General features: G+C 37.5%; 14 protein-coding genes. 1 reads left to right on the plus strand and 13 read right to left on the minus strand.

The window, feature by feature from the left end; all coding sequences use genetic code 11:
- The first annotated feature begins 4 nt into the window (after positions 1-4).
- Complete coding sequence (locus APF76_10835) at positions 5-1,204, plus strand: tryptophan synthase subunit beta (protein KUO50201.1); 1,200 nt, start codon at positions 5-7, stop codon at positions 1,202-1,204.
- A gap of 60 nt (positions 1,205-1,264) precedes the next feature.
- Here the strand turns inward: APF76_10835 and APF76_10840 are convergent, their stop codons facing one another.
- From APF76_10840 to APF76_10900, 13 genes are all read right to left on the minus strand, one after another.
- Complete coding sequence (locus APF76_10840; GenBank protein ID KUO50202.1) at positions 1,265-2,983, minus strand: hypothetical protein; 1,719 nt, start codon at positions 2,981-2,983, stop codon at positions 1,265-1,267.
- 39 nt (positions 2,984-3,022) lie between these two features.
- The gene (locus tag APF76_10845; GenBank protein KUO50203.1) at positions 3,023-4,387 is read right to left on the minus strand and encodes an acetylornithine aminotransferase; all 1,365 of its coding nucleotides are present in this window, start codon (positions 4,385-4,387) and stop codon (positions 3,023-3,025) included.
- 111 nt (positions 4,388-4,498) lie between these two features.
- Positions 4,499-6,094: a choline transporter gene (locus tag APF76_10850; protein KUO50204.1), complete on the minus strand. Its 1,596-nt coding sequence runs from the start codon at positions 6,092-6,094 to the stop codon at positions 4,499-4,501.
- A 113-nt stretch (positions 6,095-6,207) separates the two neighbouring features.
- Positions 6,208-7,641 carry a trimethylamine--corrinoid methyltransferase gene (locus tag APF76_10855; GenBank protein KUO50205.1) on the minus strand — a complete coding sequence of 478 codons (1,434 nt, stop codon included), beginning with the start codon at positions 7,639-7,641 and terminating at the stop codon, positions 6,208-6,210.
- A 49-nt stretch (positions 7,642-7,690) separates the two neighbouring features.
- On the minus strand, positions 7,691-8,083 hold the full coding sequence (locus APF76_10860; protein ID KUO50383.1) for a trimethylamine methyltransferase: 393 nt from the start codon (positions 8,081-8,083) through the stop codon (positions 7,691-7,693).
- A gap of 99 nt (positions 8,084-8,182) precedes the next feature.
- Entirely contained in the window at positions 8,183-9,169 is a 987-nt protein-coding gene (locus APF76_10865) for a trimethylamine methyltransferase (protein KUO50206.1), read from the minus strand.
- A gap of 53 nt (positions 9,170-9,222) precedes the next feature.
- Positions 9,223-9,873: a dimethylamine corrinoid protein 3 gene (locus tag APF76_10870; GenBank protein ID KUO50207.1), complete on the minus strand. Its 651-nt coding sequence runs from the start codon at positions 9,871-9,873 to the stop codon at positions 9,223-9,225.
- 16 nt (positions 9,874-9,889) lie between these two features.
- Positions 9,890-10,207: a dimethylamine methyltransferase gene (locus APF76_10875; GenBank protein ID KUO50208.1), complete on the minus strand. Its 318-nt coding sequence runs from the start codon at positions 10,205-10,207 to the stop codon at positions 9,890-9,892.
- Positions 10,208-10,231: 24 nt separating this feature from the next.
- Positions 10,232-11,281, minus strand: a complete 1,050-nt coding sequence (locus tag APF76_10880; protein ID KUO50209.1) for a dimethylamine methyltransferase — start codon at positions 11,279-11,281, stop codon at positions 10,232-10,234.
- A gap of 138 nt (positions 11,282-11,419) precedes the next feature.
- Positions 11,420-11,641 (minus strand): hypothetical protein, encoded by a 222-nt coding sequence (locus APF76_10885; protein KUO50210.1) that lies wholly within the window; start codon positions 11,639-11,641, stop codon positions 11,420-11,422.
- Positions 11,608-11,835, minus strand: coding sequence for a hypothetical protein (locus APF76_10890; GenBank protein KUO50211.1), 228 nt, complete (start codon positions 11,833-11,835; stop codon positions 11,608-11,610). The genes APF76_10885 and APF76_10890 overlap by 34 nt, the downstream gene beginning before the upstream one ends.
- A gap of 248 nt (positions 11,836-12,083) precedes the next feature.
- Complete coding sequence (locus APF76_10895; GenBank protein KUO50212.1) at positions 12,084-13,826, minus strand: hypothetical protein; 1,743 nt, start codon at positions 13,824-13,826, stop codon at positions 12,084-12,086.
- Between the two features lie 179 nt (positions 13,827-14,005).
- Positions 14,006-14,572, minus strand: a complete 567-nt coding sequence (locus tag APF76_10900; protein KUO50213.1) for an FMN reductase — start codon at positions 14,570-14,572, stop codon at positions 14,006-14,008.
- Positions 14,573-14,651 lie beyond the last annotated feature (79 nt).

The following is a 14,651-nucleotide window of genomic DNA, read 5'->3' on the forward strand; positions in this document are numbered from 1 at the left end:
GTTTATGAAGAGTTTAGTTAATGAAAAAGGTTATTTTGGTGATTTTGGGGGTAGTTTTGTACCACCTCAACTGCAGAAAGTATTGGATACCTTGGAAAAGCAGTTTTATGAGTGTATCCAAGAACCCGAGTTTATGAAGGAGCTGGATTATCAGTATCAGCAGTATATTGGAAGGCCGAACCCATTATTTTATGCTAAGAAATTGTCCGAAAAGCTTGGTGGTGGCAAAATCTTTTTAAAAAGAGAGGATTTAAACCACACGGGCTCCCACAAAATCAATAATACAATTGGACAAGTACTTCTTGCTAAGCAGATGGGCTTAAAGAGGGTTATTGCAGAAACTGGTGCCGGTCAGCATGGTGTAGCAACTGCGACTGCGGCAGCATTGTTCGACATGGAATGTATCATCTATATGGGTGAAGAAGATACCAAAAGACAGGCACTTAATGTATACAGAATGCAGCTTTTGGGGGCAAAGGTTAATGCCGTAAAATCAGGCACAAGAACTTTAAAGGATGCTGTGGATGAAGCACTAAACGACCTTATAGAAAACTATGATCATACGTATTACATGCTGGGATCTGTTGTGGGACCACACCCATATCCTATGATTGTAAGATATTTTCAATCTATTATTGGACGAGAGGCTAGGGAACAAGTTATTCAGCAAGCAGGTCGTCTACCTGACTATGTTATGGCATGTGTTGGTGGCGGTAGTAATGCTATAGGATTATTTTCCGGTTTTATCGCTGATGAAAATGTAAAAATAATTGGTGTTGAACCTGGTGGTCATGGTATTTCCACAGGTAGGCATGCCGCACCATTATCCGTAGGAAAACCAGGAATGATTCACGGCTTTAAATGCCACGTGCTTTGTGATGAAGAAGGAAAACCTCTTCCAACCCACTCAGTAGCTGCTGGTCTTGACTACCCTGGAGTAGGACCAGAACACAGTCACTTGAAGGAATCCGGCAGAGCTAATTATGTTTCTGTTACTGATGACGAAGCATTAAATGCTTTTCAGGAACTGTCCAAGGTTGAAGGAATTATTCCTGCCTTAGAAAGTGCTCATGCAATAGCATATGCAATTAAGCTTGCACCAACCCTTGATAGCGATCAGATTATTATCATTAACCTATCAGGTAGAGGTGATAAAGACGTAGCTCAAGTATATGATATTTTGCAGTCAAAAGAAAATAATTAGTATAGTTACAGCCGCAGAGTTATAAAAATCTGCGGCTTTTGTATTTCTTTTGCTTGCATTTTATTCCATCCCGTTGGCGCTAAATATACTTTTTATTTCATTCTCACTAACATCAAAAACACTATTATGTGGGTCCAACGGTTCATAATAAACAAATTCAGGCAGTTTATCATGAACATTGGTTATCCCAGCATTTAGATTAAATTGCTTTTCAAGGTGTAATATTTTTCTTCCCATAGTTGCCACAAAGTTGTTGTCAAGCTCCCATCCATAAAAAGCATTTAGCAAGCCTATCAAAATAGCAAATTTTCCTCCAAGGGCAGGTCCTACCATCATGCACTGTCCTAAATTATCAACACCTGCCATGTTTATTTGATTACTTTCGGCTATCCTAACTTGCCCCTCAGGATCTAAATGATTAACTGGAGCTCTTAATGTATGTCCTGCAGTATGATCTGCACCCATTGGGGAGGTTGCAAAAGTTACTCCCGTTCCTTTAATAGCTCTTGGGTCATATGCAGGCATCGCCTGCCCCTTTACTACTGGTATCCTTGATAGCCCCATAACACGCCCCACCAACAATGCACCACTTCCCACTAGCCTGCCTAAGATTGTTTCATTTTCTACTTCACTTAGAAGTTTCATAACTCCCTTTGAATCTCCAAAGGGAATTACACCTGCCTCCATAAGAAGTCCAAAGGCTGCCCCAGTTTCTATAGTGTCTAACCCAAGCTCATTTAACTTAGCATTAATTACTGCAATTTCGTCCAAGCTTCCAATGCAGAGATTTGAGCCAACTAAACCTAATGTTTCGAACTCTAATGGAGCAACAACCTCTTTACCACTTTCATCAGCAAAGATATTCGAACACTTTATGGTGCAACCAGGCATACAAGCATGAGATATATTGCCTGAGCCTCCCCGTTTAATTATTATGTCATGAAGTGCATCACCATTTATTCTATCGGCAAGATCAAATTGACCTAGCCTAAAGTTTTTGGTTGGCAAGGCCCCTAAAGCATTTATCACCGATAATGCAGCTGCAGTACTATACTCGGTGTAAATTTTTGAGGTTTGAGGGTTTTCCCTTAGCATGTTCACAAAGCTTTTGTTTTGCTCATTAAATCTATGTGAGTATACTGGTTTTTTCACAGAAGAATCGGTATTATCTATTACAATAGCTTTCAACCCCTTAGAACCCATTACTGCTCCCAAACCACCCCTACCCGCAAAGCGAGACGGCCGTCCTTCCATATCTGTCACGGCAATTCCAGCTGCTAAAAGGCACATTTCTCCACTAGGGCCTATTACAGCTAATGATAGATTTTTACCAAAACGTTCATACAGTTTTACAGTAGCTTTACTTGTTGTCAATTTTTTCAGTTCTGGAGCTTTCAATAATTGAGCATTATTTTTACTTATGCGTAAAACATATACGTCCTCATCCATAATTCTGTTTTCTAGTATAATGGCCTTTATGCCAAGCTTCCCAAGACTATGACCCATGGTTCCACCAGCATTTGCTTCCTTTATACCCCCTGTTAGAGGGCTTTTGCCACCAATGGATAGCCTGCCAGAACAAGGAACAGATGAGCCTGCTAACGGTCCTCTAGCAAAGATTAGTTTATTATTTGGCCCCAATGGTTCACACGTAGGATTGACCTCATTGTTAACTACAGCTGCTATATACCCTCGTCCCCAATAGTACTCAAACTCATTAGATTCTTCTTGCCATTTAACTTCTTGATTTTTTAGGTCAACCCTAAGTACTTTCTCCAATTGTAATCACTTCCCTCATAAGGTTTTATGGTTAGTCTATCAGCTTCTTTCTCTGTAAGCCTTGGCTATAGCATCACCTAATATTTCAACTATTTTATCAACCTCAGCCTCACTGATAACTAATGCTGGAGATAACTGAAGTATGTCTCCATTAAGTGGTCTACTAATTAAGCCATTTTCATATGCTATTTCAACTACCCTAACAGCCAATGGATTTTGGAACTTTTCTTTGGTTGAACGATCACTAACAAGTTCTATACCCACCATTAGTCCCTTTCCTCTCACCTCTCCTATAGCATCTAAGTTTAGTGCACTTAAACCAGCCATTAATCTTTGGCCCATAATTTTGCTATTGTCTTTTAAATTTTCTCTTAGGATTATTTCTATATTTTTGAGCCCTACTTGACAGGCTAATGCATGGCCACTGTAAGTAAAACCATGAAACAATTTTTCTTTCCTTCTAATAGCTTGGAATATTTCGTCAGAGATTACTGCAGCTCCTAGGGGAACATACCCACTTGTTATTCCTTTGGCAATGGTCATAATATCAGGTGTTACATCCTGCCAATGTTCTATCCCAAACAAACTGCCCCCTGTTCTACCAAAAGCAGTAATGACCTCATCAGCTATAAACAATACATTATGTTCATTACATATTTCTCTAATTATTTGATAGTATCCTGGTGGAGGTACAATAACTCCACCTGTCCCCATGACAGGTTCTGCAATAAACGCCCCTACATTATCTGATCCAAGTTCTAAAATCTTTTCTTCTAATGCATGAGCACATTCTAATTTACAGCCTGGGTACTTCTTTTTCCAAGGACATAGATAGCAGTATGGTGCGTCAATCATATCAAATGCTGGTAACAAAGGATCAAAACCTTCATGAAATTTAGGAAGATGTGTGGCTTGAACAGCACCGCATGTAACTCCATGATAAGCTAAATTTCTTGAAATAATATAGTCCTTACTATCTATTCCCTTAGAATACCAATAAAATCTTACTATTTTAAATATTGAATCGTTGCTTTCAGATCCGCTTGAAGTAAAAAACACCTTGGGATTGCTAATTGGTACAAGCTCTGCCACCTTTGCAGCCAATGTAATAGCAGGTATGTTTGAGAACTCATTAAATCCATGATAAGCTTCTAGAGTTTCTATTTGTTCTTTAGCTACCTCTGCAATTTCTGACCTTCCATGACCAATAGAATTAAACCATAGAGCAGAGGTGCCATCGATATATTCTTTACCTTCTATATCATACACTTTGCAACCCTTTCCTCTTGTTATTACTTTTGGTCCTCTTTTTTCAAGAATAGATATACTGGATGTAGGATGAAGATAATATTGCAGATCTGCTTGTTTAATAGCACTTATTTCTAAAGAAGTATAGGTTTTCACCTGGCTTCCTCCCTGTTTTTGAATAATTTACTTTTTTGCAAAAATTATGCCTGATGAGTTTACCCTTTAGGTCCACATTATTATTGCTCTGTTGGTATGCTATTTTAAAGGTTACACATTAATTTGATTATTTTTTGAATCAACCTCATTTATTACTTCCTTTGGCTTATAATCTATGGCATGAATCTCTGGCTTAAGTATTTCGCCGTAATCCTCTTTCAACCATTTTAATAGTGAAACTATCATAATAATCAATACAGGCACCAAAGGAAGAGCAACAACTACAGTTGATGTTTGTACTGCATTTAGCCCGCCGACAGCTAATAGTCCTGTACCAACAACAGCTAAAACCAACGCCCAGACAACTCTATTCCAACGGGCTGGTTCTTCATCACCGCCAAGTTTTTTAGAACATGCCGAAGCTAAAACATAGGCTGAAGAATCTAAAGTAGTAGCAAGGAAAATGAAACATAAAACAGTATACACCAGAACAACCAGCTTACTCAGGGGCAATGAATTTAAGGTTGCAATAATGGCAGCTGCCTGACCACCTTCACCAAGTATCTGAGAAACAGGAACGATTCCATTAATATCTATGAACAAAGCGTAGCCTCCAAATATGGCAAATGGTATCCAACATCCAATGGTTCCCCATAGGCATTCAGCTATTACCAATTGTTTAATTGTACGACCTTTGGAAATTCTAGCAACAAACAGGCCCATCATAGGAGCATAAGCTATCCACCAGGCCCAATAGAAAACTGTCCAGCCTTCCGGAAAACCGCCCTTTAATACTGGATCTAACCAAAAACTCATCCGGAAAAAGTTATCTAACATTATTCCAAAGCTATTGGTCCACATAGATAGTATAAACACAGTTGGTCCAACAAAAAGTATAAATCCCGCAAATGCTAAAGCAAGAATTAGATTAAAATTACTTAATACTTTTATACCCTTACTTAGACCCCTATACACACTTCCACCAAATATCAAGGTCCAAATGGCTAAGATTGCAATTTTCAATAGGAAACTATCAGGTATTCCAAATAACTCCCCAAATAGTGAAGCTACCAAGGGGACAGCTAAACCTAAAGAGGTTCCTACCCCACCAACAATGCCAAACATCATTAATACATCAATTAGAGTACCAAAGGGCCCATCGGCATGTTTTCCTATCAATCCTTTGCTAGCATCACTCATTCTTAAATGAGGTGCCTTACGTACATATATAGCATATGCTATTGGTACTGAAGCAATTGCATATATGGCCCATGCACTAAAACCCCAGTGAAACTGACCATACATGTGGGCCCATTCCGCAGCCATAGCTGAATGGGGTTCAATTCCTAGTGGTGGTCCACCAAGGTAGTAAATTGGTTCAACAAAGGACCAAAGCATGATTCCAATACCGATTCCTGCACAAAACAACATGGCAATCCAACTTATGGTAGAAAATTCCGGTTCATCTTTAGGTCCACCTAACTTGACATTGCCATACTTTCCAAAGGCCAACCACATTAAGATACCAAAACATCCCATGCAGAATAATAGAAAGAGCCATCCAAATTTAGCAGTAATAAATCCTAGAGCAATGTTGACAGCCCTTGATCCTGCCTCTGGAAAAACAGCTAATGGAATACTCAACCCTAAAACAACTATTATTGCTGGCCAAAATATTTTGGGGTCAATTTGTTTCTCACTCTTCATATCAATTCCTCCATTCATCTTTATTTGTAATACCTACTTACCTTAATGTTTCCAGAAACAAACTAAGTATTTGCTTTTTTCTGAAAAAATGCCGACGTTGAATATTTTTGAACTTATTTATTGATAAATTTCATGTAATTTAACAGTTCCTTTTCCAAAGCTATGTCAATTAATGATTCAGGAGAAGCCTCCAGTACCTGCTTATACTTTCTATTCGCTCTTGCAACCACGTCTTCTGAACCTTTCTCTAGCCACTTCTCGTAAGTATCCCAATAGGAAACTGTTGGCTGCCATCTATCCCTAAAATGTGCAAAAGTTGTTGGATGGGTTAAATAGCCACCAGAATGACCAACATCTTGAATTACATCAACAAAAGTCTCTTTATCAAAGGAATCTATGCCCCTTGTCACTCTAAGAACTCTACTTATCATCTCCTCATCTATAATAAATTTTTCATAGGATGTAGTCATAATTGCGTCTAGACATCCCAAGCTGCAATTAATAAAGTGCGCCCCTGCTAGCAAACACATAAATAGATTCTGCATGGTTTCATATCCTGCTTGACAATCTGGAACTTTTGCATCTGTTGTTCCAGCCATGGCTCTACTTGGAATTGCATATAGATCCATCGCCATTTGGAGTCCTGCAATTACAATTAAGTATCCCTCAGGAGACCCAGTTACAAAGTTGGCAGTTTTCATGTCTGCTACTGTAGAACCACTTACATATACAAATGGATTTCCTGGATTAATTAATTGAATTAAAGTCAGTCCTGCAAGAATCTCTGCATTCATTAACGTAGTAGTTCCAAGCAAACTAATAGGTGCAGTAGCCCCAGCCAAGGAACAGGAATTGATATAGATGGGCTGGCCATGCCTTGCATATGTGATTATTGTTTCACATGGTTCACTATCATATCTAAGGGGACTTGTAGGATCAACTGCTACTGCAATCATGGGATGATCAATCAAATAATCCCTTTTACCCATTGCAATTTCAACCATATCAAACATTTCTCTTATTTCTTTACTAGATCCATTTACTCCAAGCAGCGGCTTATCTGTATGCTTTAGTAAGGTATAAATTAACTTTAAATGCCTTTCTTCAGGTTTCACATCACTAGGTTCAGCCGGAATACCACCAACTACTTTTACAATATTACTTGCCTGGCAAAGTCTTGTGATTTTTTCATATTCTTTCAGGGTTCCTCTCCGGCGCCCTTGATCCAAATCCTGAACATATACCGAACCATTTTGTGTAGAAGCAACCAATTGTTTTTGCATTGTGCCAATAGCCATTGAATTTGCAGAATTTCTACCATGTTGAGTAAACGATTTAGGGCAAGCAGCAATTGATTTTTCAACAAGCTCCTGAGGAATATGAACTACTTTTCCTGAGACCTTGGCTCCATGCTTTTGAAACAATTCTCTTGCTTTTTCAGACTCAAAGACTACACCCGTTTCCTCTAAGACTTTTATAGAAGCATCATGTATTCGATATAAATCTCCTTTTGAAACAACTCTCAGTTTTGACACAGTAAAGGACATTTTAATTCTCCTTTCCGTTTATCCCATTAAGTATATGAGTACAGTCATATTATTTAACTACTCCATACTCGATTTCTGTCTCTGCAATTATTTCTCTAATTCTTAATGCCGCCGCTTCTGGTAATTTTTCAGGTTTATAATTATTGAGAATATATTGTGCGTCCTCGTAAGCTCTGTCAGTCATGTTTTTTCCCCCGTCTAATAACCATGCATCCCTTCCTCTTCTATCTATAAGCTTTGTATTTGATTGCTCAGATTTAAAGTTTTTATAAGTATGCTCATGACTAATGAATTCTCCACCAGGACCAACCTGCTTGATCACATCAATTGCCAACAGTTCATCGGTTACTGGAATTCCTTTTATAACCCTCTTGACCATTTTAAATATTTCGTTGTCCATAACTAGTTGAGCAAAATCAAAAGTAACTCCAAGTTCAATCATGCCAGCACCATAAATTAGATTAGCTCCACCCTGGGCAGCTAACAACGCAGTTATGGTTTTCTCATGAGCAGATTGGGCATCAGGAACCTTACTGTCAGCCTATCCACCTGCAACAAAACTGGGGAGAAGGTAGTATTGAGCTAGTCTTGCAACTCCAGCACTAATTAGTCCTAATTCCGGAGCCCCTACTGGTGAAGTAGTATATTTAAGATCCATCATTGTGGTGGAGCTTCCATATAATACAGGTGCTCCCTTACAGGCTAATTGGCTCAGGACTATAGCACTTAATACCTCAGCATTATGAGTTACTAATGTACCTGCTAGTGTTACTGGGGATGTTGCACCAGCTAAAGCCATGGATATAATGTTAATAGGGATACCTGCCCTGGCACCTTCAATAATGACGTTACTGCAATCAGGTATGAGCTGAAGAGGACTTGTAGGACAAACATTAAAGCTAATAATTGGTCTTTCTTTTAACTGTTTCTTGCCCCCCGCTACTGCTGATGCCATTTCTATTAGTTTATGGCAGTTTTCCACACTATCAGCACCTATGAAAAAATGTTTTGATGTATTTAAAAATAAGGCTTCCGCATTATGAAGTGATTGCACCTTTGGAGAAACATCCTGCGCCGCTACAGCTCGATAATTGATATCTAGCTCCTCCAAATAGTCACTTAACAATGCTGCGTTTGCAACATCTTGCTTGGTGCTTCTTCGATACTCTTTGGTAAAAGGATCTATTACATTTACACCTTCACCAAAGTTCACAAAACCAACTCGATCTCCTTCAATAATGAAGTCTTTATTAGAATTCCTGCCAGCCAGGAGAACAGTACTGGGTGTAGAACGAATACAATCCTCTACAAGATATGAAGGAAGCTTAACTATTTTGGTGTCACGATCTACACTTGCACCCCCGCCTTCAAAAAGGTCTTGGGCTTCTTTGCTCCCAACTTTAATTCCAGTATGATATAACACATCCAATGTAGCACAATGAATTGCGAATAAGTCATCCTCAGATAGAATGCTTAGCCCAAGTCCATTTAAGCTATTAGTTCCAGCTCTTAGATTCCTTCTTGCCATAATTAACACCTCCATAGACGGCCCATAGGTATAATAATCTAGCCGTAAAAAGATTATTTCCCATTAATTAAATCCATTACCTTAGTAACTGCTTCAGGAGCATCTTCAGCATAAGCATCAGCTCCAATTTTATCCGCAAAACGTTGGGTTACAGGTGCTCCACCCACAATTGTCTTAAATCGTTCTCTAACACCTCTCTTTCGTAATTGATCCTCTAAAGTCTTTTGATTCATTAATGTAGTACTAAGTAATGCACTAGTCCCAATAATATGAACATCATAATCTAAAGCAGCCTCTATTATCCTAGCATTTGGAACATCACGCCCCAAATCAATAAGTTCTATTCCCTGGGTTTTTAAAAGCGATATAACTATACTTTTCCCAATATCATGAACATCGCCCTCAACTGTTGCAATGAGCATTTTAGCGACCTTTCTGCTTGGGTCATTATCTTGGACAGCAAAATTTAATATTTTGGTAGTTTTCTGCATAATACTTGCGGATTGAATTAGTTGAGGAAGAAATTTCTCACCTCTCTCAAAAAAATCTCCTACCGTTCTAATACCTACACTAAACCCTTCATTAAGAATAAGGATAGGATCTATACCAGAACTAATAACAAACTCAGCCAATTGTATTGCTTTTTTTTCATCACACTCTACTATAGAGCTAATTGCTTCTTTTATAAGATCTTCTTGATTCATGAAACACCTCCAAGAATTAATTTACTTTTATTTTCTTCTTAAATCTAGATACCGAGTTAATATGAATGTCCAGTATCTTTTCTATGCGAATCTTAGCTTCCATACCTATAGCAGCTCCAGGCCTTGCCAATACATGACCAATATTTAAATCTTCTCTAACTTCTCTCATTATTTGAGAATCTGCAAGGTCCATTAGAGAAACCTTAAGTTTGTCTGCTACGTATTTTTTAGCTTCTCCAATCCTCATGGCCTTAGATGACATAACTCGTGCTACCAGATCTCCGGCAGTACGAACTCCACCCATTCCTGTGGCCAACTCATGAAGAAAAGCCATTCCAAAAGTATCTCCATGACCTATCTACAATCCATCTGCTTTACCTATTTCTACCAGTGAAACAGATGCTCTAGAAATGGCATCTACTGGGGCTGTGCTTGTCATGGGAACACCACCCACCCCCATGCCAGCATTAGGATGAATTGGTATATTTGATGTTTCTGAACACGCTTTAACAAATGTACAAGCTCTAGCTATATTCCATGGTACTGTTTTATTGCTGTTAGTATTTATAACTGGACCAAACACGTTTGCTCCAGCTTTTTCTGCCAGCTTAACTTGATTATGTGGATATAATCCAGCTAGACGTACATCATCATAAAACAGATCTCCATGCATCCCCATTACAAACTCTCCTGCCATTCCAATTTCAATATCCATGTCCGGATGTTCTTTCTTTAGTTTCTCTATGGCCTTAAGAGCTGCTAGAAAATCCCCGTCTCCTGAGGCTCCTACAGTATCGAAGTTTATACCATCTGACCCTGCCTCATGCATAAGACTAGACACATAAAATATGTCTTTAACGGCATGCTCAACTGCTTCCTCTTGAGCTACTTGTGCTTCTTTTATTTTCATCATAGGTAAAAGTTCGCTCCAATTATCCACAGGACCATCTGGTTTGGTATATAGTCCTAGGTTAGGCATGGCTCCGTAGAAAACTGGAATAGTTGAGTTTAATTGAATTTGCTCCATCACCTGTCGTTCTTCATGAACTATTGGTTTTACTGATTTAAAGCTATAATCAATATGGCCTACTTCAATGGTATCAGAGCAGATTGCTCTCTCGTGTGTTAGCACAGTACCCAATCTATCCACCGGCACCCCTCCCCTTAAAGGAAACTTTAAGGTGCCAGCATCAAAGCTATGAACCACTTCATTGCCATGTTCAACGCTTATAACTTTTTGAGGGAAAGCACAAATCTCATACAGTCTTTTTAGCTCATCCTCTGTAAGGAGAGGAATCTTGCCACGTTCTGCTGCATCCTTTGTCCCCTCTTCTAAATCACTCCAGAGTTCCTTCTCACTTAAAAAGCAGATACTACCATCGCCCATTCTCGAAAGAATTTTCCCCATTTCTTCTTGCCTCCTTTTAATGTGAGGCGACATACCTCAATTTGGAGCTACATACTTTGGCTGAGGAATGTCCCCAACTTATTAAATTGTTTATTGCAGGGAAATACATATCTTAGATACTTATTACTGGCCCAGTTCTCAAAACATATTCAGGACTTCAGTTAATGGAGTATATTGAATTTCTAAAGCTTCAGCTACTGCCTTATATGTTACTTTGCCATTAGCCACATTTACTCCCTTTGCCAGGGTATGGTCCTGCTTTACTGCATCTATCCATCCTTTAGTAGCTATATCTAATGCATATGGAAGGGTTACATTTGTTAAGGCTATTGTCGATGTTCTTGCAACAGCGCCAGGCATATTGCAGCACTTATATCCATAGCTGTAACCCTTGCACCCATTCCCACTGCGACTTTAGCAGCATTTTTACCAGTTCCAGCATTAGTTTCAACGTAGATCGTATACATATTTCGCGTAAGAGTCTCTACTCCAGCAGGAGTAATAGCTACCCTGTTTTCATTATTTTTAATCTCTTTTGGCACACCAATTTTCATAATATTGACCTCCTACATAGACAGTATAAATACGTTAAATACCTATTAAGCAATTATTATGCCAAATATTCAAAATATTAAAACTATGGGAGGCCTATCCTAGGAGTAATTACTAAAGAGGCTATAATGAAAAAATTAATCACTAATCTAAACTTCTCTCATTAATGTAGGAACGTATAAGAAAAACCAATGATTATAGTCATTGTTCATAATGAAAATAATCATTGGTTTTAACGGAAAGTTTTTTACTATTTATGCTTTTGCAATATTTTCACTACTGTTGATTGATCAATTTCCAGAGCCTTAGCAGCTTTGTAAGTGGATTTGTACATTTCATATGCTTTAATAACCAGTTGTTTCTCTAATTCTCGCTTGGCCAATTTATAAGGAATTATATCCGTACAAATTACTTTTCCAGACATGGGTGCATTTATATTAATAATATCTTCAAAATGCTTTGGGCAGACATTATCGGAATCACTCATGATAACCATTCTTTCAAGTAGATGCTCTAACTCTCTTACATTTCCAGGCCAATCGTATTTAATAAATTCATTTAGTACCAAAGGATTAAGCTTTTTGTTCATATGATATCTTGTATTAATCTTCTTGAGAAAATACTCAACCAGCAATGGTAAATCCTCTAATCTCTCTCTCAGAGGCGGAACATTGATGGGTATTATATTCAGCCTATAGTATAAATCTTTACGGAACGTCCCTTCCTTCACCATTTGTTGTAAGTCTCGATTCGTTGCAGCTATAATTCTTGCATCAACTTTAATTCTTTCAATACCGCCTACTCTAACAATATGATTATCCTGCAATACATCCAACAACTTAATCTGTAGATCATATGGCATCTCACCAATTTCATCCAAAAATAATGTTCCATTATGCGCAATTTCAATTTTACCAATTTTTCCACCCTTATTTGCACCGGTAAAAGCACCACTTTCATAACCAAACAACTCTGAATCTAATAAATTGCGTGGTATCAAACCACAATTTATTTTTACAAAATTTGAATTCTTTCTATCACTTAGATAATGGATTGTCTTTGCAACAACCTCTTTACCGACACCTGTTTCCCCAAGAATAAGAACCGTTAAATCCATATTTACAACTTTTCTTATAGTCTGTTTAATATAATCCATTTCCTTACTTTTTGAAATAAAATTAATTTGGGCAAAGACTTCTTCTTGTAATAAATCAAGCTTTTTATTAATCTGTTCAAGTGTAATCTCATTTGCTTCAACATTCTTTCTTAACTCTACAAGCTCTGTTACATCCTTAGAGGTACATAGAACATAGTGTATTTTATTATCCTCTCCATAAATTGGTACACCTGTGCTAAGTCTGATACTTCCATCTCTTACTGTCTGTAGCATGTTGACTTTTTTCTTCTGCTTTAACACCTCTACTGTTGTACTTGATGAAAGGATTTTATTATTTACCAGTTCACTAACATGTTTTCCAACAACATCACTTGCTCTAATTCCCATAACTCTCTCAGCTTCTGGATTAATTTTGACTATATTGCCATTGTCATCGCTTAAGAATATTTCTTCTTCAAAGCATTCATGTATTTTATCATAAATATACAATTTATGACAAATATCTTTAATATACGTACTAGATACTGCCTGAAATCTTTTGATGGTTTTTAAGTTATTTATAATTCCTACCGGTTGTTTATTATCTTCTATTACAACTACTAGGTTAGCATCAAGATTTAGTATATCTAATGCAAATTTTCCTGAGTTTATACATACAAATGCTTCTCCTGATATCTCTGAAAGTGATATGTTTTCATGTCCCAATAGCAATTCTCTTAAAATAGTATTAATAGATAACACCTTTTTAATCTCTACTTCATCTATTATAAGGATAAAATCTTTTCCCTCTAATTGATTACATCCTAGCAATTCAGAAAGTTGTGTTTTACCAGAATGTATTAAAAAATTCTTTGATGCTATCTCTGATGCTTTCACTACTTATCCTCCAGAAAATATATTTTCAGTTTATTAATATTGGTTTCAACAAGAGTTAAATTTTTCCTTTAAAATCATTGTAAGTATTTTAATGCAAATACTATTATACTGAGCATTGCTTAAAGTGAAATAGTAAAACCCTGCCTGTTTTCTTAATGGGCAGGGTTACTATAATCCTTTTAGGATAATTTTTTGATAAGCTTTGCCACATTGCCAGCAAATCTTCTTGTTGTCTCTATTCCTTCGGTATCTTCCATTGCCTCTCCAGGTGCTTTGCCGAAAACTATATTCCAATAGGTAGAACCTGGCACTATCATCTCATTTATAAAATAGAACATTAGCATCTCCTGATATGTAGCCGACAGACCACCACGTCTTGCTATTGCAATGGGACCACCAACTTTCCATGATAAAAACCTATCAGTACCATAGGAGACCATGCCAATTCTTTGAATGGTATTCATAAGGTCACCCCTTGCAGTTCCAAAATATACAGGAGCACCTATAATAAAACCTTCTGCCTCTCTAACTTTTTCTAAAATATCATTTAATCCATCATTTAGAGCACACTTTTTGATATCCTTGCATTTGCCACATGCTATACAGGCCTCAATTTTTTTGCCTGCTAAAGATATAATCTCTGTTTCCAACCCTTGATCCTTAATTTCTTTTTCGCATTCCGCCATTATCTGCATTGTATTACCATTCTTTTTTGGGCTACCTGACAGCAAAACTACTTTTGCCATTTTCAACCTCCTAACATTTTTTAAATACTTAGATTAATAAATTTCAATATATTATGTCCACATTTTAGCATAACAGAGT

This window comes from Desulfitibacter sp. BRH_c19, assembly GCA_001515945.1.
In the GTDB taxonomy this organism is placed as follows: Bacteria; Bacillota; DSM-16504; order Desulfitibacterales; family Desulfitibacteraceae; genus Desulfitibacter.